The organism is Salinivibrio sp. MA440 (genome assembly GCF_001996265.1).
Lineage (GTDB): Bacteria > Pseudomonadota > Gammaproteobacteria > Enterobacterales > Vibrionaceae > Salinivibrio > Salinivibrio costicola.
The window spans coordinates 19068-43693 of record NZ_MUFI01000029.1; the positions used below are offsets into that span (position 1 = coordinate 19068).

Sequence of the window (24626 nt, forward strand, 5' to 3'; positions counted from 1 at the left end):
CATCGCTATGAAACCCAGCTCTTATACTGCCGCGCTAATCTGTGATTGAGAGTAATTTTTTCTTGTCATGCGAGTGAGGTCTGTGATACCACTACAAATGCACAACAATTAAACACGAGACTCGGCGATAGATCGGCTCCGTGACTGACCTGCAACAAGCAGGCATAAACAAAAACATAATTAACAAAACGCTCATAAAATGGGCCCAATAAARGATAAGACAGACAAATGTTAAATTTCGCTATCGTTCTCATTATTCGCCTCATCGTGGTCATTATTCCGCGAGGGGTGTAGGTACGCGAAAGACAGCAGCAACATCGCAACCAAGCCCCCGCAACCCAAAGGTTCGGGGGCTTTTTTCATTCATGTGGCGATGCCACGCGACAACGGAAGCAATCATGATGGAGCGCGCAGAGACAGGTTATTCGCAACCCTGCTCTCCCCGCTTAGACGGGGAGGGGCGACGATGACCGGTGCACAATGGGTGGTAAAAGCGTTACAACAACAAGGGGTGGATACCGTTTTTGGTTATCCTGGGGGCGCCATCATGCCCGTTTACGATGCCCTTTTTGACGGTGGGGTGGAACATATCCTCTGTCGCCACGAGCAAGGCGCCGCCATGGCTGCGATCGGGTATGCCCGAGCCAGTGGCCGTCCTGGGGTATGCATTGCGACATCAGGCCCTGGCGCCACCAATCTCGTGACCGGGCTTGCCGATGCGATGATGGACTCAGTCCCTATTGTGGCCATCACCGGCCAGGTTGCTAGCCCTCTTATCGGTACCGATGCTTTTCAAGAAATCGATGTGCTGGGCTTATCGTTAGCCTGCACCAAACACAGTTTTTTAGTGACCGATCCCGCTGAGCTCACCCCCACACTCGCACAAGCATTTGAAGTGGCACAATCAGGTCGACCGGGCCCCGTGCTCGTCGATATCGCCAAAGACGTACAGCAAGGCTTGATCCCTGAGACTACAGTCCAAATCACCACGCCACATATCGCGCCACTCAACAAGACAGATATCGACCAGGCGAATGCGCTTATCCGAGCCAGTCAGCGCCCTATGATCTATCTCGGCGGCGGTGTGGTGTTAGGCAAAGCCACTCAAGCAGTGCGCGATTATTTAGCGCGCAGTGAACTGCCTGTGGTCAGTACCTTAAAAGGCTTAGGCACCGTCGCACCGCACTATCCGTATTATCTAGGCATGTTGGGCATGCATGGCACCAAAGCCGCTAACTTGGCAGTGCAAGCATCCGATTTGCTGATTGTCATCGGCGCACGCTTTGATGACAGAGTCACCGGCAAGCTCGATACATTCGCCCCCCACGCTAACGTGGTGCATATCGATATCGATGCGGCGGAAATCAACAAACTGCGCCGCGCACAAGCACCGGTTTGCGCCCCGCTCAATCTCGTGCTTCCCACCCTAGAAAACCCTGACACATCGCCTGATTGGCGCGCTCAAATCACCACCTGGCAAACGACGCACACGTGGCGTTATGACCACCCAGGTGAGGCCATCTATGCGCCGGCACTGCTGAACAACCTTTCACAACGTATGCCAACCAGTACGGTGGTCGCGACCGATGTCGGCCAGCACCAGATGTGGGTCGCGCAACATGTACTCCCATCACGGCCAGAGAATCTATTAACCTCAGCAGGGCTGGGCACTATGGGCTTTGGTTTACCGGCTGCAATGGGCGCCAAAGTCGCTCGCCCCAATGATGAGGTGGTGTTAGTGACCGGAGATGGCTCGTTTATGATGAATATTCAAGAGCTGGGCACACTCAAACGCCGAGGGATCGCCGTTAAAATCATTCTGCTTGATAACCAGCGTTTAGGCATGGTTCGTCAATGGCAGCAGCTGTTTTTCGATCAACGCTACAGCGAGACCGACCTGTCTGACAATCCGGATTTTCTCACCCTCGCGCGCGCCTTTGATATACCCGGACACAGTATCCAGCGCAAAGACGAGGTCGAGGGCGCCCTCAACACCTTGATGACACATCAGGGCCCGTATTTGCTGCATGTTGCCATCGACGAAATGGAAAATGTATGGCCACTGGTACCGCCTGGGGCAGCCAACCAACAAATGATGGAGCAAAGCTGATGACACAACACCAATTTTCAATTCATGCCACCCACAGCCCTGAGTTGTTGGAGCGCGTGTTGCGCGTGATCCGTCATCGTGGCTTTACCGTCTGCCAGTTTACGATGTCAATGCCTTCGGACTCGGGACAGGTAATTTTTGATGTCACCGTCGAAAGCCAACGCGCGATCGAGACCTTGCGGCCACAACTGACTAAGCTATGGGACGTGGCAGAGGTCATGATGGCCTCTTCGACTACACAGTCCCTACGCGCATAACCAAAAAGGAAGAAAAGAATGTCGACAAATACCGCTGATTATATTTGGTCTAACGGGGAAATGATCGCTTGGCAGGATGCCACTGTGCACGTACTCACCCACGCCATGCACTATGGCACCTCAGTCTTTGAAGGGATACGTTGCTACGACACCCCAAACGGTCCCGTGGTATTTCGCCATCGCGAACACATGCAGCGCCTTAAAGACTCGGCGAAGATTTATCGTTTTCCGATCCCATTTAGCGTGGATGCGCTGATGGAAGGTTGCCGAGAAACCCTGCGCGTGAACCAGCTTCGCTCCGCCTATATTCGCCCGCTTGGCTTTGTCGGCAATGTTGGCCTAGGGGTCTGCCCGCCACCTGATACACAAATGGACATCATCATCGCTGCCTTTAGCTGGGGAAGCTACCTTGGCGAAGACGCCCTCGCACAAGGGGTCGATGCCATGATCTCTAGCTGGAACCGTGCCGCCCCCAATACCATTCCAACCGCGGCCAAAGCTGGCGGCAACTACTTATCCTCTCTGTTGGTAGGTGGTGAAGCCCGTCGTCATGGCTACGCAGAAGGCATTGCACTGGATGTGCGTGGCTATCTGTCCGAAGGGGCCGGTGAGAACCTCTTTATTGTCAAAAATGGCGTGATCAGTACCCCACCGGCCACCAGCGCGATTTTGCCGGGGCTCACGCGTGATTCCATCATCACCCTGGCGAAAGAACAAGGGCTAACGATTCGCGAAGAGTCGATTGCACGTGAAGCGCTTTATTTGGCCGATGAAGTGTTTATGACGGGAACCGCAGCTGAAATCGTCCCCGTTCGCAGCGTCGACCAAATTACAGTGGGTGAAGGTCAACGAGGCCCGATCACCGCCTCACTACAGCAAGCCTTTTTTGGCCTGTTTGATGGCACTACCGAAGACAAATGGGGCTGGCTTGATCCCGTTCACCCCGACCAGCGCGCATAAGGCAAAGGAGTCGTAATATGCCAACCTATCGTTCCAAAACGACCACCCACGGTCGCAACATGGCAGGCGCACGCGCACTATGGCGTGCCACCGGCGTTAAAGATGATGATTTCGGCAAGCCCATCATCGCGGTGGTGAACTCGTTTACCCAGTTTGTGCCCGGGCACGTCCACCTCAAAGATATGGGCCAGCTGGTGGCGCGAGAAATCGAACAAGCCGGCGGGATTGCCAAAGAATTTAATACCATCGCAGTGGATGATGGCATCGCCATGGGCCACGGCGGCATGCTCTACTCACTGCCCTCGCGTGAGATTATCGCTGACTCGGTCGAGTACATGGTCAACGCCCACTGTGCCGATGCCATGGTCTGTATTTCCAACTGTGACAAAATTACCCCAGGCATGTTAATGGCCGCCATGCGCTTAAATGTGCCCGTTATTTTTGTCTCTGGCGGCCCGATGGAAGCGGGGAAAACCAAGCTTTCCGATCAAATCCTTAAACTCGATCTGGTCGATGCCATGATGCAAGGGGCCAACCCAGATGTGTCTGATGAGCAAAGCGAGCAAATTGAACGCTCAGCGTGCCCCACTTGTGGCTCATGCTCAGGGATGTTTACTGCCAACTCGATGAACTGTTTAACCGAAGCGCTGGGGCTCAGCCAACCCGGTAATGGATCCATGCTCGCTACTCATGCAGATCGTGAACAACTGTTTATCAACGCCGGTAAACGGATTGTCGGGCTGGCCAAGCGCTATTACGAGCAAGACGATGACAGCATCCTACCGCGTAATATCGCCAACCGCGCCTCGTTTGAAAACGCCATGGCGCTCGATATTGCCATGGGAGGATCAACCAATACCGTCTTGCACTTGCTGGCCGCCTCTCAAGAAGGCGATATCGATTTTGGTATGGATGATATTGATCGCATGTCACGCCAAGTCCCTCATCTTTGCAAAGTGGCACCCTCCACCCAGCAGTATCACATGGAAGATGTGCACCGCGCCGGTGGTGTGATGGGGATCCTCGGCGAACTCCAACGCGCCAACTTACTGAATATGGACCAGCAAACTGTGCTGGGCATGAGCCTTAAAGAGCAACTGGCGCACTATGACATCATGCAAACCGACGATGAAGACATCAAAGCGTTTTATCGAGCAGGGCCGGCGGGCATCCGTACCACCCAAGCCTTCTCGCAACGCTGTCGTTGGGACACTCTGGATGATGACCGTCAATATGGTTGTATTCGTACCCTCGAGCACGCATTCAGCCAAGACGGTGGCCTTGCCGTGCTACAAGGTAATATCGCCTTAAATGGCTGTATCGTCAAAACCGCCGGCGTGGATGAGAGCATTCTGACCTTCGAAGGGCCCGCGGTGGTCTTCGAAAGCCAAGATACCGCCGTGGAAGCGATTCTCGGTGGAGAAGTCAAAGCCGGCGATGTGGTCGTGATTCGCTATGAAGGACCCAAAGGTGGACCAGGGATGCAAGAAATGCTCTACCCCACCACCTACTTAAAATCGATGGGGCTGGGTAAGTCGTGCGCCCTGCTCACTGATGGCCGTTTTTCTGGCGGCACTTCCGGGCTATCCATTGGTCATGTGTCACCCGAAGCAGCTAACGGCGGCACCATCGCCCTCGTTGAAGACGGTGATCGCATTCACATTGACATCCCGACCCGTGAAATCAGCTTGCGGGTAGATGAAGCCACCCTCACTGCACGCCGAGAAAAGGCGCAGGCAAGAGGGTGGAAACCGAAAGATCGCCAGCGTCAGGTTTCTTACGCCTTAAGAGCCTATGCCACCCTTGCCACCAGTGCTGATAAAGGCGCGGTGCGCGATCGCAGTAAATTGGAGGAGTAAGCATGCAACAGGCGCAATCTTTACCCGCACAACCGATGGACGGTGCTGATTACCTTAGGGATATCTTGCGCGCGCCTGTTTATGAAGTGGCGATCACCTCGCCACTTCAAACCATGAAACGCTTGTCTGAGCGCTTCGATAACCAGGTGCAGCTCAAACGCGAAGACCGTCAACCGGTTCATTCATTTAAACTGCGTGGCGCGCATAATATGATGGCCCAGTTAACCGACGCGCAAAAGCAAGCCGGTGTGATTGCTGCCTCTGCCGGTAATCATGCACAAGGGGTGGCGTTATCTGGAAGCAAGCTTGGCGTGCAAGCAACCATCGTCATGCCACGGACAACACCGGCGATTAAAGTCGATGCGGTACGCGGCTTTGGCGGCAAAGTGGTACTATATGGTAATAATTTTGATGACGCCAAAGGCAGAGCACAACAGCTTGCCGATGAGCATGGCTATACCTTTGTTCCGCCCTTTGATCACCCACAGGTGATTGCCGGTCAAGGAACTATCGGTCTTGAGCTAGTGCAACAAAATGGTCACCTCGATTACGTCTTCTTACCCGTCGGAGGCGGAGGCATCGCTGCCGGCGTCGCAGTGCTTATCAAACAACTGATGCCTAACATCAAGGTGATCGGTGTCGAAGCGGAAGACTCGGCCTGTCTGCGCGCGGCGTTAGATGCTGGCTTTCCCGTCACCCTCGATCGGGTTGGGACCTTTGCTGATGGCGTTGCAGTCAAGCGCATCGGCGATGAATCCTTTCGGCTATGCCAGCAATACCTTGATGATAGCATCACGGTGTCCAGTGATGCCATTTGCGCGGCGGTACAAGACATTTTTGAAGACACCCGTGCTATTTCCGAACCGTCAGGCGCGTTAGCACTGGCTGGACTAAAACACTATGTTGAAAAACATCAGCTAAAAGACAAGCAAATGGCGGCGGTGTTATCCGGTGCCAACACCAACTTTCACTCGCTACGCTACGTCTCTGAACGGGCTGAGCTGGGGGAAAAACGCGAAGGCCTACTTGCCGTCACTATCCCTGAACACACTGGCGCTTTTTTCAATTTCTGTCAGATTTTGGGCGATCGCGCCGTGACTGAGTTTAACTATCGATATGGGGATGAAAACCTGGCGAACATTTTCGTCGGGGTGCGGTTGCTGGGAGGCCAAGAAGAGTTGGATCAGATAATCAAGGATCTACGCCAAGCAGGTTATCCGGTAGAAGATTTATCCGACGATGAAATGGCCAAGGTTCATGTGCGTTACATGATTGGCGGGCGTCCCTCAACCCACCTCCATGAACGCCTGTACAGCTTCGAATTTCCTGAATACCCAGGCGCACTATTGCATTTTTTACAAACACTGGGCACCCACTGGAATATTAGCCTGTTTAACTACCGAAACCATGGCTCAGATTACGGACGTGTTTTATGTGGCTTTGAGATCGGCGACCAGGATTTGCTGGCATTTACCGCGCATTTACGCGAGCTCGGCTATGAATGGAAAGATGAAACGTCGAATCCCGCCTTTCGTTTTTTCCTCTCCCACTCGGCGACATAGACGCCAAATAAGCAAAAGCCCGATAACGTTTATCGGGCTTTTTGTTTATTCGTTTCGCGGCTCGGGCGTCATTGATACGACATACTCAGCAATTGATAGTGCGTTATCCATAACGGTTTGACGCGCAACTTGCGGCAACTGACTCAGCAAGCTGGTTAAGGCGGCCAAATCGTCACGATGAGTGAAGGCAATGTCTCGCTCATCAGACTCACCATGCACGAACCAATTAAAAGGGCGACCGGTGATCTCTGCAATCGTGACCAGCGCTAGAATTTTTGGATCGGTTTTCCCCGATTCCATATCTAGATAGGTTTGCCGCGCGACATTCAAACGCTGCGCCATCTCTACCTGAGTGATTTTACTGAATTCCCGTGCTTCACGGATCCGTTGCGCCATATGCGCGGTCGAAATCACCATGATTCATGCCTCATCTCTGCTACCCGAGCTGTATTAAACAAAAGCCCGTCACAACACCAACCCTGCATTATGCATGGCTCGGTAGGCGTATCATGGTAGCGCACATCGATAGTGTGATGCTGCGCTACGGATGCCTACCTCAGTAAGCAAGCACTTACCCGCATATCTAGTCGGTCAGGCAGTGCTCTTATGCGCGTTGAGCGGCCTTTGAATAGTTCACAAGGAACGACGCCATATTCACGCTTTGATTTAAAATGGCCGTGCGCGCTTCATGGGGTAAACGCGAGAAATGCTCGAGCAAGCGGTTCACATCTTGCTTGTATTGAACATCATGCATCTCAACATCTTCGTCGCCATAGACAAACCACACTAATGGACGTTCAGTCAATTCAGCGATATTGGAAAGCATGCGAACGCGAGGCTCAGTTTTACCGTTTTCGATATCCAAATAAGTCTGACGCGCCACATTGAGTAGTTTGGCCATTTTTACTTGAGTGATGCCTTTCCACTCACGCGCTTCTTTGATGCGTTTTGCTACTTGGGTTTTAGAATCAATCATTGCTTCCTCACTACAACTTATCAATATTTGTCGTTATACCCTGAGTATGCACAATGTAGGCCAGGTTATTAGGCATCAAATAAAGACTTAAAAATCATATACTTAGATACACACACGACATCCTGTTTATTTTTCAAGACGCCATGCCTGAGATTGAATGCAAAATGATTTGCATTTTGCAACAAAGCCTATGCAGATCGCATTTTTATAGCAAAGAAGAAGTAACTGATAAATGATCAACCACGCTCCTAGTCAGAGCGTGGTGATTACTAGGCAGGATTATTCCACCGTCACCGCTTTGGCGAGGTTACGAGGTTGGTCAACGTCCGTGCCTTTAATTAAGGCTACATGATACGACAATTGCTGCATCGGGATGGTGTAGAACACCGGGGCGATGATGTTATCCACGTGTGGCATGGCGATAATTTTCATGCCTTCTTCCGGTGTAAAACCGGCATCTTGATCGGCAAACACATAGAGCTGGCCACCACGGGCACGCACTTCTTCAATGTTTGATTTGAGCTTTTCCAACAGCTCATTGTTCGGTGCGATCACAATCACCGGCATGTCAGCATCAATCAGCGCCAATGGGCCGTGCTTTAGCTCACCAGCGGCATAGGCCTCAGCGTGAATATAAGAGATTTCTTTTAGCTTGAGCGCGGCTTCAATGGCAATCGGATAATACTCACCACGGCCAAGGAAGAGCGCATGATGCTTGTCAGCAAAGTCCTGAGCGAGCTGCTCAATCGCTTTATCAAACGTGAGTGCCTGCTCAATGCTAGAGGGGAGATGGTGCAAGGCATCGACAACCTCACGCTCTTTATCACGGCCGATACGCCCTTGCATTTTACCCAGCGCGGTGACCAGCATCAGTAGCGCGGACAGCTGGGTAGTAAAAGCTTTGGTCGATGCAACGCCGATTTCCGTCCCTGCTCGCGTCATAAAGGCTAAGTCAGACTCACGAACCAGTGATGAACCTGCCACATTACAAATGGCCATGGTCGCCATATAACCACGCTCTTTCGCTAAGCGCAGCGCCGCTAGCGTATCGGCCGTTTCGCCAGATTGCGATAAGGTAATGAGCACACTGTTGGGACGGGTAACAAACTGGCGATAGCGAAACTCAGAAGCAATCTCGACATCACAGCTAATCCCAGCCAACGACTCAAACCAATAACGTGCCACCATGCCCGCATTGTAAGAGGTCCCGCAGGCGATAATTTGAATGTGCTGCGCTTTGGCCAAAATATCGCTGGCGCCATTGCCAATCGCATCCACAATCACATGGTCGTTGCCCAAACGGCCTTCCATGGTGTTCGTCAATGCCGTGGGTTGCTCATAGATTTCTTTTTGCATGTAGTGGCGATATTGGCCTTTATCGGCGGCATCGTATTGAGCACTGGCTTCATTCACCTCGCGCTCGACCGGTGTGCCCTCCTGATTATAAATTGTCACCTCGCGGCGAGAGATATCAGCCACATCCCCTTCTTCGAGATAGATAAAGCGACGCGTGACATTGAGCAGCGCAAGCTGATCCGAGGCGAGAAAGTTTTCTCCTACCCCAAGGCCAATCACTAATGGACTGCCCGAGCGCGCGGCAATCAACCGTTCAGGTTGGCGTCTATCCATCACTACGGTGCCGTAAGCCCCTTCAAGCTGATCGACGGTGCGTTGAAATGCATTCAGCAAATCACCACCTTGTTGCATCTCCCAGTCAACTAAGTGAGCGATCACTTCGGTATCGGTTTGCGAATCAAATTGATAGCCACGTGCTTGCAGCTGTTCACGCAATGTCTGATGGTTTTCGATAATGCCATTATGGACCACCGCAATATCATTACCGGACATGTGTGGGTGGGCATTGGCTTCGCTGGGTTCTCCATGGGTGGCCCAACGTGTATGCGCAATCCCCGTTCCCCCGGTCGGATGAGACGCTGCAACAGCATCGGAGAGCGCAGCAACCTTACCCAAACGACGAACGCGGGTTAATTGCCCCTGGTCATCCGTGATCGCAACGCCAGCAGAGTCATAACCGCGGTATTCAAGACGACGTAGGCCTTCCACTAAAATTTCAGCCACATCACGCTGCGCCACAGCGCCTACAATTCCACACATAGTCTTTCCTTATTGGGTTTATCAGGTATCGGCACAGATCACATCTGTCCCCGTTTGTTCGATCGCGCGCTTGAGATCGTCGTCGAGTTGGCTATCGGTGATCAAGGTATCGATGCTGGACCAGGCAAGCTCCAAGTTAGGAATACGGCGACTGATCTTGTCAGATTCGATCATCACCACCACTTCACGCGCGACCTCCGCCATCACCCGTGTCAGACCCGTCATTTCATTAAATGTGGTCGTGCCACGCCCGACATCAATGCCGTCGGCGCCAACAAAGAGCTGATCAAAGTCATAGGCACGTAAGGTTTGTTCGGCTACTTGGCCTTGAAAGGACTCAGAATGGGTATCCCACGTTCCCCCCGTCATTAATAAAGTGGGTTCGTGTTCAAGCTCACGAATCGCATTGGCAACCTGCAATGAGTTAGTCATCACCACTAGACCGCGCTTTTTGTCGAGCAAAGGGATTAAAGCCGCAGTCGTGGTGCCACTGTCGACGACGATACGGTTATGATCTCGAATACGCGCCGCCGCAGTATCGGCAATACTTTGCTTTTGCTTCGACACTTTCACCGCCTGCTCCGATACCATTTCTTGCGGTACAGGCACAGCTCCGCCATAACGGCGCAGTAGCAGGCCGTTTTTCTCCAGCTCGGCCAAATCTTTACGGATAGTCACTTCGGAGGTTTCAAAGCGTTGAGAGAGGGCATCAACACTCACCTGCCCTTGCTCTGTTAGCAAGGACACAATGGTGTGACGGCGTTGTTGGGTATTTCGTTTCGACATATAACCACTAAAGTTTCGATTCGAAACTTATGATAAACAAAACAAAACAAAGTTCAAGATGAAGTGGCGAAAAGTATTAGAGGGACCGAGAAGTGTGACTGGCAGATAACAAAAACGAAAAAAGCCCACCAGCTGAAGCTAGTGGGCTTAATATGGTGCGGAAGGAGAGACTTGAACTCTCACACCTTGCGGCGCCAGAACCTAAATCTGGTGCGTCTACCAATTCCGCCACTTCCGCATGTTTTTTATGATAACTCAGCGGGCGGGCTAAGTATCAATTGTCTTGGTGCGGGGGGAGGGACTTGAACCCTCACGTCCTTTCGGACACTAGCACCTGAAGCTAGCGCGTCTACCAATTCCGCCACCGCCGCAAACCGGTGTGATTCACTGCATCTGCAATAAATCAGAATAATGGTGGCTACGACGGGATTCGAACCTGTGACCCCATCATTATGAGTGATGTGCTCTAACCAACTGAGCTACGTAGCCGACCTAAAGTGGCTGGGGTACCAGGATTCGAACCTGGGAATGACGAGATCAAAACCCGTTGCCTTACCGCTTGGCGATACCCCAATTTTTCATGCCGCTTTACAGCCACATGTCTTTAATAAATGGTGCGGAAGGAGAGACTTGAACTCTCACACCTTGCGGCGCCAGAACCTAAATCTGGTGCGTCTACCAATTCCGCCACTTCCGCTTTCCAAGTTGTTCATCTCACTTCATGGTAGTTGAAGAAAGATGGCGCGTCCGGGAGGATTCGAACCTCCGACCGCCTGGTTCGTAGCCAGGTACTCTATCCAGCTGAGCTACGGACGCGTTGGCTGGGGTACCAGGATTCGAACCTGGGAATGACGAGATCAAAACCCGTTGCCTTACCGCTTGGCGATACCCCAACTGAGGCGCGCATAATAGGCTGGTTTTTATCGGGAGTCAATACCTGATTTTACCAACCGCACAACTTTTCGCCTATCAAGCTAAAAAGCCGCTGTGCGCGCTCAATAGTCAGTATTCTACTTCTTTTTCGGCCGTTGCCAAGCCTCAATTGTCCTTGGTTTGGCGCGAGTGATGATTAGTTGACCATCCGCGACATCTTTACTGATGGTACTGCCCGCGCCAACGGTGACCCCTTCACCAATCACCACCGGGGCGACGAGCTGAGAGTCCGATCCAATAAAGGCATTATCTTTAATCACGGTTTTATGTTTATTGGCACCATCGTAATTACAGGTGATCACGCCAGCGCCGATATTCACGCCGCATCCCACCTCAGTATCACCAAGATACGTCAGGTGGTTGGCTTTAGAGCCTTCGCCAAGTTGGCTTTTTTTCATTTCCACGAAGTTGCCCACATGGGCATTGCGTGCCATTTCAGCGCCAGGACGTAGCCGCGTAAACGGCCCAACCGTGCAGTCTTCCCCGACGCTAGCACCTTCCACCACGCTATAAGGGCGAATTAAGGTGTTGTCATCAATCTCGCAATCAATCAGTACGCTTCCGGCCCCGATAGTGACGTTATCACCCAAGGTCACACTGCCTTCGATGATGACGTTGGCATCAATGGTGACATCTCGGCCACATTGCAACTGGCCGCGTAGATCAAAGCGCGCCGGATCGGTAAGCATGACGCCGCTCAGTAGCAGTTGCTCGGCTTGCATTTTTTGATACTCACGCTCAAGACGAGAGAGCTGCAGGCGGTTATTGACGCCTTCGACTTCGACAGCATTGACGGGGTGAACCGCTTGAATAGCCCGGCCTTGTTGATGCGCCAGCGCAATCACATCCGTAAGGTAAAACTCGCCTTGGGCATTATTATTGTCTAGCTGCGACAACCAATGACGTAGGTCGCGTCCTGTTGCCACCAATACGCCGGTGTTAATTTCGGTGATCGCAAGCTGACTGTCAGTCGCATCTTTTTGCTCGACAATCGCGACCACTTCCCCTTTTTCACGCACAATACGACCGTAACCGGTTGGATCGTCCTGATGCACAGTTAACAGCCCAATCCCGCCCTCTGGCTGCCCTTCTAGCAAACGCGTTAAGGTTTGCTCTGAAATTAAGGGCACATCGCCATAGAGCACCAACACTTGCTCATCATCGGCGAAATGTGGCGCAGCTTGTTGCACTGCATGGCCAGTCCCGAGCTGCTCGGCTTGTAAGCACCAATTCACCGGCGAGTGAGCCAACACACGCTGCATAGTTTCACCACCATGGCCATATACTAAATGAATTTGCGAAGCGCCGAGGCTGTGGCAGGTATCAATCACATGTTCAACCATTGGTTTACCAGCCAATGTGTGAAGCACTTTAGGGGTTTGAGAATACATGCGCGTGCCCTTACCGGCCGCGAGAATAACCGCACTGTATTGCATAGTCTTTCCGTGATGAGGGTTGATTTGAATAAATAATGAGGCTCAGTGTAACGCTTTTTGGTGGTAAGACGCACCTAGCAGATATCACGTCGCGCGGCACATAAAAAAAGCGACGCCGAAGCGTCGCTTATATTCTTACCGTAAGTGCCTGATTAACGCTTGTGTTTGGTCAGCTCGATCACTCGAAGCTTCGCAACCGCTTTAGCCAGGTCACTGGCCGCTTGAGCAAAGTCGACGTCTTTATGCTGATTATGGATTTTATCCTCAGCGCGACGCTTCGCTTCTTCTGCCTTGGCTTGGTCTAGCTCTTCACCACGAATTGCCGTATCAGCCAGTACAGTGACTGTACTAGGCTGAACTTCAAGCGTGCCGCCAGAAAGATAAATAATCTCTTCGCTACCGCCTTGCTTGACGATACGCACCATGCCCGGCGTGATAGCGGTCAGCAGCGGTGTGTGTCCTGCGTGAATACCCAGTTCACCTTCGCTACCGGTCACCTGAATATGCTCGGCACGGCCAGAGAACAATCGTCGCTCTGCACTGACCACATCCAGATGGAAGGTTATCGCTGCCATATCGCCTCCTACTCAAGCCTTACAGGTTTTTCGCTTTTTCGAGTACTTCGTCGATGCTACCGCAGTACAGGAAAGCCTGCTCTGGAATATCATCGTACTCGCCACTGAGCAGGCCTTTGAAGCTTGCAATAGTATCTTTCAGCGAAACATAAACACCTGGTTGGCCGGTGAACACTTCAGCGACGTGGTAAGGTTGAGTCAAGAAACGTTCAATCTTACGTGCACGTGCAACCGTTAGCTTATCTTCTTCAGATAGCTCATCCATACCCAGAATAGCAATAATGTCTTTCAGCTCTTTATAGCGCTGAAGCACAGATTGCACACCACGTGCCATATCATAGTGGTCTTGACCTACCACCAAGGGGTCCAACATACGTGATGTCGAATCCAATGGGTCGATCGCTGGGTACATACCCATAGACGCGATGTTACGTGACAATACAACCGTTGCATCCAAGTGGGCAAAGGTGGTGGCTGGTGACGGGTCAGTCAAGTCATCCGCTGGCACGTAAACCGCCTGTACGGAAGTAATCGAACCAGTACGGGTAGACGTGATCCGCTCTTGCAATACACCCATCTCTTCAGCGAGCGTTGGCTGATAACCTACTGCTGATGGCATACGACCCAACAGTGCAGATACCTCAGTACCGGCAAGGGTATAGCGATAGATGTTGTCGATGAACAGTAGAACATCACGGCCATCATCACGGAATTTTTCCGCCATGGTTAGACCGGTCAGTGCGACACGCAGGCGGTTACCTGGTGGCTCGTTCATCTGACCATACACCATGGCCACTTTTGACTCTTCAGGGTTTTCGATATTAACAACACCCGCTTCCTGCATTTCGTAGTAGAAGTCGTTACCCTCACGAGTACGCTCCCCTACACCAGCAAATACAGACAGACCTGAGTGTTGCAGTGCGATGTTGTTGATAAGCTCCATCATGTTGACGGTTTTACCAACACCCGCACCACCGAACAAACCGATTTTACCGCCTTTCGCAAACGGGCAGATAAGGTCGATAACCTTAACACCGGTTTCCAAAAGCTCAGTGGAATTCGATTGTTCTTCGTAAGTTGGCGCTTCACGGTGAATCGAGTAGCGCTCTTTTTCACCAAGATCGCCACGCTCATCAATTGCATCACCCAGAACGTTGACGATACGTCCTAGCGTTGCTTCCCCAACAGGGACTTGGATTGCAGCCCCTGAGTTTTCTACTTCGATTCCACGACGCAGACCATCAGATGAGCCCATAGCGATAGCACGAATTACGCCACCACCTAGCTGCTGCTGAACTTCCAACACCAGACGCTCGCCTTCACGTTTCACATTCAACGCATCATATACCTTAGGCACTGCGTCTTGTGGAAACTCTACGTCGACTACCGCACCGATGATCTGAACGATCTTACCTGTAGCCATCGTTATTCCTCTAAACTAGTTCGTTAACCTTTGCCTTTACACCGCACTTGCGCCAGAAACAATCTCTGACAGCTCTTGGGTGATCGCAGCCTGACGGGCTTTGTTGTACACCAACTGCAGATCATCAATCAGATTACCTGCATTGTCGGTCGCAGCTTTCATCGCAACCATACGCGCCGCTTGCTCACTGGCGAGGTTTTCCACCACACCTTGATACACTTGTGACTCGGCATAGCGAACCAACAAAGTATCGAGCAAGGGCTTCGGCTCAGGCTCATAGATATAATCCCAAGCGTGGCTAGTCTGCATATCCTCGTCGTCTGACTTGGGCAAAGGCAGCAATTGATCGATCACTGGGGTCTGCACCATGGTGTTCTCAAATTTATTGAAAACAACATATAAGCGGTCCAGCTCACCTTCATTGTATTTTTTCAGCATCACCCCGACCGTACCGATCAGGTCTTCCAGTACGGGGGTATCCCCCAAACCAGAGGTTTGTGCGACTACATTTCCGCCGTAATTGTTAAAGAAAGCGGTCGCTTTCGCCCCGACCAATGCCATATCGATCTCAGCACCTTTGTGGGTCCAGCTTTCCATATCTGTGATGACATTTTTGAACAGGTTAATGTTCAAGCCACCACACAATCCGCGGTCAGTAGAAATGATGATGTAACCAACGCGCTTGGCTTCCCGCTCTTCCAAATAAGGATGACGGTACTCCAAGTTACCCAGTGCAAGATGACCGATCACTTTGCGCATAGTGACAGCATATGGACGTGACGACTCCATGGCTTCTTGCGTTTTACGCATTTTGGAGGCTGCCACCATTTCCATCGCTTTAGTGATCTTCTGTGTGTTTTTCACACTTCCGATCTTAGTACGAATCTCTTTTGCGCCGGCCATAGTTACTCTCCGTTAGTGGGTGACCACCTAAGTGGTCACCTACAATGTTACCAAGTCTGGGTCGCTTTGAAGTCGTCCAACAGCTTTCTCAACTGCGCTTCAACGTCATCGTTGTAAGCACCAGACTCATCAATCTGAGCAGCTAGGTCGGCATACTGCGCCTTCGCAAAGGCGAGCAGAGATTGCTCAAAGTCACCGATCTTGTTCAGCTCAACGTCTTCCAAGTAGCCTTTTTCAGCCGCAAAAATAACCATGGCCTGTTCAAAGACAGACATTGGCGCATATTGCATCTGCTTCATCAGCTCGGTCACTTTCTGACCGTGATCCAATTGCTTCTTGGTTGCGTCATCCAGATCCGATGAGAACTGAGCAAATGCAGCAAGCTCACGATATTGTGCCAAGGCTGTACGAATACCGCCTGACAGTTTTTTCATGATCTTAGTTTGCGCAGAGCCACCGACACGAGAGACCGAGATACCTGGGTCAACCGCGGGACGGATACCGGCGTTGAACAGCTCAGTTTGCAGGAAGATCTGACCATCGGTGATCGAGATAACGTTGGTCGGTACGAATGCAGACACGTCACCCGCTTGGGTTTCAATGATAGGCAAGGCGGTTAATGAACCGGTTTTACCTTTCACTTCACCTTTGGTGAACGCTTCGACATAGTGCGCGTTTACACGTGCAGCTCGCTCAAGAAGACGTGAGTGCAAGTAGAAAACGTCACCCGGGAAGGCTTCACGGCCTGGTGGACGACGTAGCAGCAGCGAGATCTGACGATATGCAACAGCCTGCTTAGACAGGTCATCGTAAACAATCAGCGCATCTTCACCGCGGTCACGGAAATACTCGCCCATTGCACAACCCGAGTAAGGCGCAAGGTATTGCAATGCTGCCGCTTCAGACGCTGAAGCCACCACAACAATGGTGTTTTTCAGTGCATCATGCTCTTCCAACTTGCGAACTACGTTGGCAATGGTTGAGGCTTTTTGACCAATCGCGACATAAATAGAGTAGATACCAGAGTTTTTCTGGTTAATGATCGCATCGATCGCCAACGCGGTTTTACCGGTTTGGCGGTCACCGATGATCAGCTCACGCTGGCCTCGGCCGATAGGGATCATTGAGTCAACCGCTTTATAGCCGGTTTGAACAGGTTGATCGACCGATTGACGAGCGATAACGCCCGGCGCAATCACTTCGACAGGCGAAGTGGTTTCGGTTTCGATCGGTCCTTTACCGTCGATTGGCTCACCCAAGGTGTTCACCACACGACCTAACAGTTCAGGACCCGTCGGTACTTCAAGAATGCGACCAGTACCGGTGACTTTCATGCCTTCTTGTAGGTCCGAATACGGACCCATCACAACCGCACCTACAGAGTCACGCTCAAGGTTTAATGCTAGCGCATAACGGTTACCAGGCAGTTCAATCATTTCCCCTTGCATCGCATCAGCAAGGCCATGGATACGAATAATACCGTCGCTGACTGACACGATGGTACCTTCGTTACGCGCTTCACTCACAACGTCGAATTTTTCGATGCGTTGTTTGATCAGATCGCTAATTTCCGTGGAATTAAGTTGCATGCTCCAATTCCCCAAATCAAGACTGCAATGCATCGCTCAGGCGGCGCATACGGCCACTTACTGAGTTATCGATGACCAAGTCTCCAGCTCGAATAATAACCCCGGCAACCAGGGCTTCGTCTACACTACAGTTCAGCTTTACTTTGCGCTCAAAACGCGTCGTTAGCTTTTCACTGATGGCTTGTTGTTGCTCTTCGGAAAGAGCCGTCGCTGACGTGACTTGCACATCAACTTCTTTTTCCAATTCCGCGCGCATGGCGAGAAACTGTTCACAAACTTCAGGAAGCGCTTTTAGACGCTTGTTTTCCGCCATCATTTTAATCAAATTTTGGCCGAAATCGTTGAGCTGATCGCCACCCACTGTGATGAAAATATCTGCTAATTTCTCGGCAGAGTAGGACGCGTCTAACATATGTTTTACGCGTTCATCACGGGCAATCTCAGCAGTAAAGGCAAGCATTTCAGCCCATTGGACTAACTCGCCTTTTTCTACCGCAAAATCAAAGGCTGCTTTCGCGTAGGGGCGAGCGAGTGTTGTCAGTTCAGACATTGCTGCCCCTCCTTATTACAGTTCTGCAGTGATTTTATCGAGAAGATCTTTATGCGCGTTCTGGTCAATAGAACGCTCAATAATTTTCTCGGCACCAATAACAGCGAGCGATGCGACTTGCTTACGCAGCTCATCGCGTGCACGGTTACGCTCTGCTTCCAACTCGGCCTTACCCTGGTTTAGGATATTGTCGCGCTCAGCAGCCGCTTCGACACGTGCCTCATCGAGGATTTGTGCTTTGCGTTTGTTGGCCTGCTCGATAATGTCAGTTGCATTGCGCTTCGCTTCTTTCAATTGATCAGAAGCGTTCGCCTGGGCTAAATCCAGGTCTTTGGCGGCGCGATCAGCCGCCGCGAGACCGTCAGCTATTTTTTTCTGACGCTCTTCAATCGCTTGCATCAATGGTGGCCATACATATTTCATGCAGAACCACACAAAGATAGTGAACGCGATTGCCTGGCCTAGCAGAGTTGCGTTGATATTCACAACGGCGCCTCCTTAATCATAAGCTAAAGGGTCTGTTCAGCTATTAGCCAGTTTACAGTTGACCTACGAATGGGTTCGCGAACGTGAACAGCAGTGCAATTACGATACCGATCATTGGAACCGCATCAAGAAGACCCGCGATGATGAACATCTTAACTTGCAGCATAGGAGCCATCTCAGGTTGACGTGCTGCACCTTCAAGGAATTTACCACCCAGCAGGGCGAAACCAATCGCAGTACCAAGGGAAGCAAGACCTACAATGATGCCCACGGCAATTGCAGAAAAGCTCAATAAAGTTTCCATCACTATCTCCAGTTTTCGTTGTCGGCTATAAGCCAATAATGACTAACAAATTGCTTTCTAAAAAATGTCATCAATGATCTGAGTCTTCGTGCGCCTGCGAGAGATACACGACGGTCAACATCATAAAGACAAAGGCTTGAATCGTAATGACTAGAATGTGGAAAATTGCCCACGGCACAGAACCCAGCCATTGCGCCCACCACGGCAGTAACGCCGCGATAAGAATAAATACCACCTCACCGGCAAACATGTTACCGAACAGACGCATCCCAAGAGAAATAGGCTTCGCCAGTAACGAAACTATCTCCAACAGGAGGTTGAACGGAATCATGATCGGGTGATTAAACGGGTGTAACGCTAGCTCTTTAGCAAAGCCACCGATACCCTTTATCTTGATGCTGTAAAAAATCATCAAGAAGAACACGCCCAGCGCCATTGCAAGGGTGATATTTACGTCTGCAGTTGGAACCACTTTTAAATATGGAATACCCAACCAGTGTTCCGCCGGATAAGGAAGAAAATCGATAGGAATTAAGTCCATCGTATTCATCAGGAATATCCAGACGAAGATAGTCAGGGCCAAAGGTGCGATCAGCGGATTGCGTCCATGGAAGGTTTCGCGGACATTGTCATCAACGAACTCAACCAAGATTTCGACAAAACACTGAAGCTTACCCGGGACACCTGTCGATGCTTTCTTTGCCACTGATCGGAAAATGCCTAAGAAGACGATACCGATGAGGACAGAGAAAAACAGGCTATCAATATGAACCGCCCAAAACCCCTCACCGCTTGACAAGTGTGTCAGGTGGTGAGTGATGTAGCTAGACGGTGTAAGCGCATCACCTGACGCAGCCATAACTCATCCTATTTGTTGTTGTTAATGAATAAAACTGGCGCAAAGATATTAATCCCTAATGCCAGCAAATAGGCCAGTTTGAGGGGAACAAGTTCCACCTCGACATACAGGTAAGCAAGGACAAACAGGACGACGGTCAGTGAAATTTTTAAGACTTCACCGCCAAAGAAGGACGCGACCACAAATTTTGCAGCTCTTGCCCCACTAAAGAGGAAAGCACACGACGCAAACACAGCATTGGCTATCACAAAGATACCCCCACCGATTAACGCGGATTTTCCCCAGTCGACATTGATAGCAAGTGCCATCAAGATTGCCGTTGCTAATACGACGCCAGCCTGCAAAAGCACCAATTTTGTCGCGATTTCACGACCCGGCCGCGCGAGCGTCGATACCATGTATTTGTTCCTCGATTCCGTTCCACTTAGCACTGTTGCCGTGCTGGGAAAACAGCAAAAATTATACGTTTCGCCCCGACTAATGCAATCGCATCAATGTAAAAAAGCAGGGAAAATTTTACAACAGCGTAACCTGATCACAGTAAGCACTTTTATGTAACAAAAAGCGACTGGCATAAGTCACATTTCTTCGTCGAAAATTGCAAGAATTTGCGCTAACTTTTCAGATTCTTCGAAATTAATCACTAATTTCCCACTGCCGTTTTTCTGTTGTGTTAAAGCGACACTCACGCCAAATTTATCGCCCAGGCGTTGCTGAAGGGCTTCAACTTCAGGTGATAATTTAGGCTTTTTCGCTTCAACTGGTGGCGAAAGCATTTTTTTTACCAGTTTTTCTATTTGGCGAACCGTCATTTTCTTATTGACCGCGGTCAAAGCCGCATCAATTTGTACGTCGCCTTCCAGTGCCAGCAAGGCACGTGCGTGGCCCATTTCGAGTTGTTTGTTGAGCAGCAATTGCCGCACCCCGGATTCCAAACCATTTAACCGAAGTAGGTTACTAATAGTGGTCCGAGACTTTCCCAGTGACTCAGCAAGCTGTTGGTGAGTCAGTTCAAATTCATCTACTAAGCGCGCCAATGCCTGCGCTTCTTCCATTGCATTCAAGTTTTCGCGTTGAATGTTTTCAATTAAAGCGACCGCGCTCGCGACCTTATTGCTCATTTCCCGTACCAAACAAGGARCTTGCTTTAATCCTGCTTGTTTAGCGGCTCGCCAACGACGTTCACCGGCGATGATCTCATAGCGTCCCGCCGCGATCTGACGCACGACTAAAGGTTGAATCACACCTTGAGCGCGAATTGACTCCGTCAGTTCTTCCAGTGCGTCTTCAGCCATGCCTTGGCGCGGCTGATACTGACCCGGCTCCAGCATAGTGACCGACAACTGTTGTAATTCGCTATTGCTGGTATCGGTCGATTCAGGGACCACTGTTTGTGAAGACTGTGCCTGTGCACTGGTCGCCAATAGGGCATCGAGGCCCTTTCCAAGCCCGCGTTTCGCTGAATTCATTGTTTTCCTCAGGCATTGACAGCGTCTGGCGAGGAGCGAGCTTGCTCTTCGCGACGCAGAATTTCACCCGCAAGGGCGAGGTAGGCTTTAGCACCGCTCGATAGTTTGTCGTAGTACATGGCGGGTCGGCCATGACTTGGCGCTTCCGCGAGCCGCACATTGCGGGGAATCACTGTACGATACACCTTATCACCGAAGTGTTTTTTGATCTGATCCGATACTTCGGTCGCTAATCGGTTTCTTGGGTCGTACATAGTGCGCAAGACACCTTCAACGTGAAGGTCGGCGTTCACCACGCTTGCCAGCTTGCTAATGGTATCCATTAAAGCAGTCAGTCCTTCCAGAGCAAAGTACTCACATTGCATCGGGACAAGAACGGAATTAGCCGCAGTCATCGCATTGATGGTCAGAAGGTTCAGGGAAGGGGGACAGTCAATAAAAATATAATCATAACGGTCAACGACAGTCTCGAGCATCGTGCGTAGACGAACCTCTCGAGCGAACACTTCCATGAGTTTTATTTCTGCTGCTGTCACATCACCGTTGGCTGCGACAAGGTGATAACTTCCCGCCGTATTTTCAACCACAACTTGTTCGAACGGTGTTTCTTCAATGAGTAGGTCATAGGCCGTTGCATGGACATCGTACTTATCGATGCCGCTCGCCATAGTCGCATTGCCTTGTGGGTCCAAATCGATCAGTAGCACCTTGCGATTGGTGGCAGCCAGTGATGCTGCGAGATTGACACTCGTGGTGGTTTTACCCACGCCGCCCTTTTGGTTTGCTACCGCGATAACTTTACCCACGTGCTTTCGACCTCTACTCGTTACTCTTAGCTCTCAAGATTACTAGATGACGCGCCCCTTCCAATCCCGGTACCTTCAAAGCTTTGATATCGGTCACAGAACAATCAGCAGGAAGCGCATCAATTTCTTGTTGGTCCACTTGTCCTTTCAACGCATAGAAGCATCCTTGCGCATGCGGTAAGTGGTGACACCAGCTCACCATGTCGCTCATCGATGCAAAGGCGCGACTGAGTACAGCATCAAATCCATGCTCAGGGGTAAAGTCTTCCACTCGACTTTGGACCGGGGTCACATTTGTCAGTCCAAGTTCGTGAAGAACTTGGCGGATGAAACGAATCCGTTTACCCAAACTGTCCAATAGGGTGAACTGTTTGTCCGGATTAGCAATGGCCAATGGGATGCCTGGTAGTCCCGGTCCTGTGCCGACATCGATAAACTGTTGGCCTTTGAGGTGGGGCGAGACAACGAGACTATCAAGAATATGTTTCACCACCATGTCGTCAGGATGACGGACCGAGGTTAAATTGTAAGCTTTATTCCATTTGTGCAGCAGACGCACGTAGTCCAGTAACTGCTGTTGCTGTTGTGCTGACAGGACGAGGCCAGCTTGCGCCAGCCCATGTTCGAGTTGTTGTTCCATTTTATGCCCCTTTTTTCAGCATGCCTTGCTTTTTCAAATGGACAAGCAAAATGGAGATCGCCGCCGGCGTAACGCCAGAGATACGTGATGCTTTACCCACGGTTTCAGGACGCGCATCGGCGAGCTTACCTTTCACTTCGTTCGATAAACCTTTTATGTGGTCGTAGTCGAGATCAGTGGGTAATTCGGTATTTTCATGACGTTGTGATTTAGCAATTTCATCTTGCTGACGGTCAATATACCCCGCATATTTCACCTGAATTTCCACCTGTTCACTGGCTTGCTGATCCGCATGAGCCGGTTCAAAACTTGGTAATGTCACAATATCGCGATACCGCAACTCAGGACGACGCAGGAGATCCTCGCCATTCGCTTCGCGTGTTAACGGTGTTTTGAGCATCGCGTTCAGTGCTGCCACATCGTCAGAATGGGGATGGATCCATGTGCCACGTAACCGTTGACGCTCTTGCTCCATGTTTTCCATTTTCTGGTTAAAACGCGCCCAGCGCGTATCATCGACCAAACCGAGCTCACGGCCTTTTTCCGTCAAACGCATATCCGCATTATCTTCACGCAGCAATAGGCGATACTCAGCACGCGACGTAAACATACGGTAGGGCTCTTGCGTGCCCATGGTAGAGAGATCATCAATCAATACGCCCATATACGCTTGGTCGCGACGCGGGCTCCAACCGTCTTTGCCTTGTGCTTGCAGCGCCGCGTTACATCCTGCCAGCAAGCCTTGAGCCCCCGCTTCTTCATAGCCGGTGGTGCCGTTGATTTGTCCGGCAAAGAATAACCCGCTAATAAATTTGGTTTCTAGTGTTTGCTTAAGATCGCGGGGATCGAAAAAGTCATACTCGATCGCATAACCTGGGCGGATCACTTTGGCGTTTTCAAAGCCTTTGATCGATTGAATGATCCCCATTTGCACATCAAACGGTAAGCTGGTGGAAATACCATTTGGATACAGCTCATTGCTGGTTAGCCCTTCAGGTTCAACAAAGATCTGATGTTTGTCTTTGTCGGCAAAGCGCATCACTTTGTCTTCAATCGATGGGCAATAACGTGGACCAATCCCTTCAATGACACCGGCATACATTGGGCTTCGAGATAAGTTTTCTCGAATCACGTCATGGGTTTTTTCATTGGTATACGTGATATAGCAAGGCATTTGTTGAGGATGTTGACTGACATCGCCCATAAACGAAAAGACCGGACGTGGTGTATCACCATGTTGGGTTTGCATCACTGAGAAATCGACTGAACGCGCATCGATACGCGGTGGCGTTCCCGTTTTTAAACGATCGACGCGAAACGGCAGTGCACGTAGGCGATCGGCGAGCTTGTTCGACGGTGGATCTCCAGCGCGCCCTCCGGAGTAGTTATCCATACCAATATGGATTTTTCCACCTAAAAAGGTACCGACAGTCAACACCACAGTGGTTGCGCTGAATTTCAGTCCCATTTCTGTTTCTACCCCAGTGACGCGATCCTGATCGACGATCAAATCCACCACGGCTTGTTGGAAAAGGGATAGGTGTGGCGTGTTTTCCAGGGTATGGCGGATCGCCGCTTTGTACAATGCACGATCAGCTTGTGCTCGTGTTGCTCGTACTGCGGGTCCTTTCGACGCGTTCAGGGTTCGAAACTGGATCCCGCCTTTGTCGATAGCTTGCGCCATCGCGCCGCCTAGGGCATCAATTTCTTTTACCAGGTGTCCTTTCCCGATCCCGCCAATTGCAGGGTTACACGACATTTGTCCCAAAGTGTCGATATTATGGGTTAATAACAACGTTCTTTGATTCATTCGAGCGGCGGCTAGTGCTGCCTCGGTACCAGCATGGCCACCACCCACAACGATGACGTCAAAGTGATCCTGGTAAAACATGATTAAAGCCTCAACCTGGTTAAGTGTTTGCGCATGAACTAAGCAAAAGGGGCGACATTCTAGCGCTTTTTATCTCAACAAGGAACCAAACCTTGATCCTGATCTTCTTAAGGCTTTCGCTTTATATATATAAGATC

At 50.8% G+C, this 24626-nt stretch carries 23 protein-coding genes and 7 tRNA genes; 5 read left to right on the forward strand and 25 right to left on the reverse strand.

Features of this window, described 5'->3' with window-relative positions:
• The first annotated feature begins 466 nt into the window (after positions 1 to 466).
• The 5 genes from ilvG to ilvA are packed head-to-tail and all read left to right on the forward strand — an operon-like array spanning position 467 to position 6748.
• Complete coding sequence (gene ilvG, locus BZG80_RS10185) at positions 467 to 2110, forward strand: acetolactate synthase 2 catalytic subunit (protein ID WP_077679277.1); 1644 nt, start codon at positions 467 to 469, stop codon at positions 2108 to 2110.
• Positions 2110 to 2367 carry an acetolactate synthase 2 small subunit gene (ilvM, locus tag BZG80_RS10190; RefSeq protein ID WP_021022736.1) on the forward strand — a complete coding sequence of 86 codons (258 nt, stop codon included), beginning with the start codon at positions 2110 to 2112 and terminating at the stop codon, positions 2365 to 2367. Before ilvG ends, ilvM begins: the two co-directional genes overlap by 1 nt.
• 18 nt (positions 2368 to 2385) lie before the next feature.
• Positions 2386 to 3327, forward strand: a complete 942-nt coding sequence (ilvE, locus tag BZG80_RS10195) for a branched-chain-amino-acid transaminase (RefSeq protein WP_077679278.1) — start codon at positions 2386 to 2388, stop codon at positions 3325 to 3327.
• A gap of 17 nt (positions 3328 to 3344) precedes the next feature.
• A complete protein-coding gene (gene ilvD / locus BZG80_RS10200) occupies positions 3345 to 5186 on the forward strand; it encodes a dihydroxy-acid dehydratase (RefSeq protein WP_077679279.1) in 1842 nt (613 codons plus the stop codon).
• 2 nt (positions 5187 to 5188) lie between these two features.
• Entirely contained in the window at positions 5189 to 6748 is a 1560-nt protein-coding gene (gene ilvA, locus BZG80_RS10205; protein WP_077576857.1) for a threonine ammonia-lyase, biosynthetic, read from the forward strand.
• Between the two features lie 45 nt (positions 6749 to 6793).
• On the opposite strand, the gene BZG80_RS10210 is transcribed toward ilvA, so the two are convergent.
• The 25 genes from BZG80_RS10210 to mnmG all read right to left on the reverse strand — a co-directional run bounded on the left by BZG80_RS10210 (position 6794) and on the right by mnmG (position 24489).
• Complete coding sequence (locus BZG80_RS10210; RefSeq protein WP_021022740.1) at positions 6794 to 7165, reverse strand: helix-turn-helix transcriptional regulator; 372 nt, start codon at positions 7163 to 7165, stop codon at positions 6794 to 6796.
• A 187-nt stretch (positions 7166 to 7352) separates the two neighbouring features.
• Positions 7353 to 7724, reverse strand: a complete 372-nt coding sequence (locus BZG80_RS10215) for a helix-turn-helix transcriptional regulator (RefSeq protein ID WP_021022741.1) — start codon at positions 7722 to 7724, stop codon at positions 7353 to 7355.
• 279 nt (positions 7725 to 8003) lie between these two features.
• On the reverse strand, positions 8004 to 9839 hold the full coding sequence (gene glmS / locus BZG80_RS10220) for a glutamine--fructose-6-phosphate transaminase (isomerizing) (RefSeq protein ID WP_077679280.1): 1836 nt from the start codon (positions 9837 to 9839) through the stop codon (positions 8004 to 8006).
• A 21-nt stretch (positions 9840 to 9860) separates the two neighbouring features.
• Positions 9861 to 10625: a DeoR/GlpR family DNA-binding transcription regulator gene (locus BZG80_RS10225; protein ID WP_021022743.1), complete on the reverse strand. Its 765-nt coding sequence runs from the start codon at positions 10623 to 10625 to the stop codon at positions 9861 to 9863.
• A 153-nt stretch (positions 10626 to 10778) separates the two neighbouring features.
• Positions 10779 to 10863 (reverse strand) — tRNA-Leu (locus BZG80_RS10230).
• Positions 10864 to 10909: 46 nt separating this feature from the next.
• Positions 10910 to 10996 (reverse strand) — tRNA-Leu (locus BZG80_RS10235).
• A gap of 41 nt (positions 10997 to 11037) precedes the next feature.
• Positions 11038 to 11114, reverse strand: a tRNA-Met gene (locus BZG80_RS10240).
• A 9-nt stretch (positions 11115 to 11123) separates the two neighbouring features.
• Positions 11124 to 11198 (reverse strand) — tRNA-Gln (locus BZG80_RS10245).
• A 39-nt stretch (positions 11199 to 11237) separates the two neighbouring features.
• Positions 11238 to 11322, reverse strand: a tRNA-Leu gene (locus tag BZG80_RS10250).
• Between the two features lie 42 nt (positions 11323 to 11364).
• Positions 11365 to 11441, reverse strand: a tRNA-Arg gene (locus tag BZG80_RS10255).
• A gap of 2 nt (positions 11442 to 11443) precedes the next feature.
• Positions 11444 to 11518: transfer RNA gene (locus BZG80_RS10260), tRNA-Gln, on the reverse strand.
• Between the two features lie 117 nt (positions 11519 to 11635).
• Positions 11636 to 12994 (reverse strand): bifunctional UDP-N-acetylglucosamine diphosphorylase/glucosamine-1-phosphate N-acetyltransferase GlmU, encoded by a 1359-nt coding sequence (glmU, locus tag BZG80_RS10265; protein WP_077576855.1) that lies wholly within the window; start codon positions 12992 to 12994, stop codon positions 11636 to 11638.
• A gap of 152 nt (positions 12995 to 13146) precedes the next feature.
• Complete coding sequence (locus BZG80_RS10270) at positions 13147 to 13569, reverse strand: F0F1 ATP synthase subunit epsilon (RefSeq protein ID WP_077661256.1); 423 nt, start codon at positions 13567 to 13569, stop codon at positions 13147 to 13149.
• Positions 13570 to 13588: 19 nt separating this feature from the next.
• A complete protein-coding gene (atpD, locus tag BZG80_RS10275; RefSeq protein ID WP_025744735.1) occupies positions 13589 to 14992 on the reverse strand; it encodes a F0F1 ATP synthase subunit beta in 1404 nt (467 codons plus the stop codon).
• 36 nt (positions 14993 to 15028) lie between these two features.
• Positions 15029 to 15895, reverse strand: coding sequence for a F0F1 ATP synthase subunit gamma (gene atpG, locus BZG80_RS10280; protein WP_025744734.1), 867 nt, complete (start codon positions 15893 to 15895; stop codon positions 15029 to 15031).
• A 47-nt stretch (positions 15896 to 15942) separates the two neighbouring features.
• Positions 15943 to 17484 (reverse strand): F0F1 ATP synthase subunit alpha, encoded by a 1542-nt coding sequence (gene atpA / locus BZG80_RS10285; RefSeq protein WP_077679281.1) that lies wholly within the window; start codon positions 17482 to 17484, stop codon positions 15943 to 15945.
• A gap of 16 nt (positions 17485 to 17500) precedes the next feature.
• Positions 17501 to 18034, reverse strand: a complete 534-nt coding sequence (gene atpH, locus BZG80_RS10290) for a F0F1 ATP synthase subunit delta (RefSeq protein ID WP_077677237.1) — start codon at positions 18032 to 18034, stop codon at positions 17501 to 17503.
• Between the two features lie 15 nt (positions 18035 to 18049).
• A complete protein-coding gene (gene atpF / locus BZG80_RS10295) occupies positions 18050 to 18520 on the reverse strand; it encodes a F0F1 ATP synthase subunit B (protein WP_077461785.1) in 471 nt (156 codons plus the stop codon).
• Between the two features lie 52 nt (positions 18521 to 18572).
• Entirely contained in the window at positions 18573 to 18824 is a 252-nt protein-coding gene (gene atpE / locus BZG80_RS10300; protein WP_025672872.1) for a F0F1 ATP synthase subunit C, read from the reverse strand.
• A gap of 70 nt (positions 18825 to 18894) precedes the next feature.
• On the reverse strand, positions 18895 to 19683 hold the full coding sequence (gene atpB / locus BZG80_RS10305) for a F0F1 ATP synthase subunit A (RefSeq protein WP_025744730.1): 789 nt from the start codon (positions 19681 to 19683) through the stop codon (positions 18895 to 18897).
• Between the two features lie 8 nt (positions 19684 to 19691).
• On the reverse strand, positions 19692 to 20081 hold the full coding sequence (locus BZG80_RS10310) for a F0F1 ATP synthase subunit I (RefSeq protein WP_077461786.1): 390 nt from the start codon (positions 20079 to 20081) through the stop codon (positions 19692 to 19694).
• A gap of 180 nt (positions 20082 to 20261) precedes the next feature.
• On the reverse strand, positions 20262 to 21152 hold the full coding sequence (locus BZG80_RS10315; RefSeq protein ID WP_077679282.1) for a ParB/RepB/Spo0J family partition protein: 891 nt from the start codon (positions 21150 to 21152) through the stop codon (positions 20262 to 20264).
• 8 nt (positions 21153 to 21160) lie between these two features.
• Complete coding sequence (locus BZG80_RS10320; protein WP_025744729.1) at positions 21161 to 21958, reverse strand: ParA family protein; 798 nt, start codon at positions 21956 to 21958, stop codon at positions 21161 to 21163.
• A gap of 13 nt (positions 21959 to 21971) precedes the next feature.
• Complete coding sequence (gene rsmG / locus BZG80_RS10325) at positions 21972 to 22598, reverse strand: 16S rRNA (guanine(527)-N(7))-methyltransferase RsmG (protein WP_077576851.1); 627 nt, start codon at positions 22596 to 22598, stop codon at positions 21972 to 21974.
• Position 22599: 1 nt separating this feature from the next.
• Positions 22600 to 24489 (reverse strand): tRNA uridine-5-carboxymethylaminomethyl(34) synthesis enzyme MnmG, encoded by a 1890-nt coding sequence (mnmG, locus tag BZG80_RS10330; protein WP_077576850.1) that lies wholly within the window; start codon positions 24487 to 24489, stop codon positions 22600 to 22602.
• Positions 24490 to 24626: the final 137 nt, after the last annotated feature.